Consider the following 1,249-nt stretch of genomic DNA (forward strand, 5'->3'; position numbering starts at 1 on the left):
GTTATAAGTTATAAGTAGTCATAGGGTTGCCTGCTCCCTAATAGATAACAGGCACGCTATTATTTTAACGATGCACCTTCTATTTCAATAATAAAAAATCAGGATTTGCATTACTGCAAGTTAAAGAAAACTCTTTACCAGGCTATTATTTATCAATATCTGAGGTAAAAATAAAAATCTTGTCCTCCCCTGAATGTAATGAACCATCTTTAGTCGTATAATCAAAATACAAGTGCACATTAGTATACTGGTACATTCACCCAGGGTAACTTTCTATTTTGGTTATTCTAGCTTGAGTAATGACACCATTTTTTCTAATTCACCCATTCAATAATTCTTTATTCACACTCCTGATTATAAAAAACAAAAAATTATAACGAAAATTAAAAAAAATGGCATAGCCTTTAGCAAAAAACATCATTGCATTCATTAGGCTACTTTTTATAACCAATTCTCTACTGGATTACCCGTTAACAATACAACATTAATTATGTGTCATTAATAATGAAAGTTGCATATTACTCCATTTCAATGGTGGCCACAAAAACACTATCCGGATCGTCAGGCATATAATATATAATGGCAGTATTCTCTCGCATAATTTTTATCAAGTTTTGTGGTGATAAAAATTTCTTCACTGAGACTTGTACTGGGCCAGATTGAGACTCAAATGACAATATCATCTTCATCTTTGTATTCCCAGTACCACTAGCACCTACTTTTTCCATACTTAAAACTTTAGCTTCTACCCTGACACCATCTTTTTTAAATTTATCGTATTTTTCACCGGTGCTATAGCAATAATAAACGACTCCGCAAATTATTATAGAAGCTAAAATCATCGTACCTAAAACTGACAGAAACATTGTTTATTTATCCTATGGTGAAAAGCTCATCGAAATAAGCCCTGATATCCGATTTAGCTAAACTTAATTTATTTCCTGACCTAAATCTTACATCCCCATCAGATAAGACAATATTTTTTAACTATCTACAACATTATGAGCTATTATCAAGTCTGAAAGCCCATCAGAAATACCTGCAATCGAAATTTGAGTGCCTTTTACATTGCCAGACAAAAACGAGCCTCTATTTCTACACTGGCAGTATTTTTTATAATTATTTTATTTGGTAAAGTTATCAAAATCTCACTGGTAACAGTAGCAATGGAAAGGACGACATCAATTATCAACGGAGCATCAGTCAGTAGACTTATGATTTTTCCTTTTCAATCTGATAAAAATAACAT

The 1,249-nt window shown here is 32.1% G+C and carries 2 protein-coding genes; one reads left to right on the plus strand and one right to left on the minus strand.

The window, feature by feature from the left end; all coding sequences use genetic code 11:
• Window positions 1-518: 518 nt before the first annotated feature.
• Window positions 519-866 (minus strand): hypothetical protein, encoded by a 348-nt coding sequence (locus ERD80_RS21560; protein WP_058771638.1) that lies wholly within the window; start codon window positions 864-866, stop codon window positions 519-521.
• Window positions 867-1,052: 186 nt separating this feature from the next.
• Here ERD80_RS21560 and ERD80_RS22715 point away from each other — a divergent pair.
• The coding region (locus ERD80_RS22715; protein ID WP_211145608.1) for a hypothetical protein at window positions 1,053-1,249 on the plus strand (197 nt) is incomplete at its 3' end.

This window comes from Pantoea sp. R102, assembly GCF_004916815.1.
In the GTDB taxonomy this organism is placed as follows: Bacteria; Pseudomonadota; Gammaproteobacteria; order Enterobacterales; family Enterobacteriaceae; genus Pantoea; species Pantoea dispersa.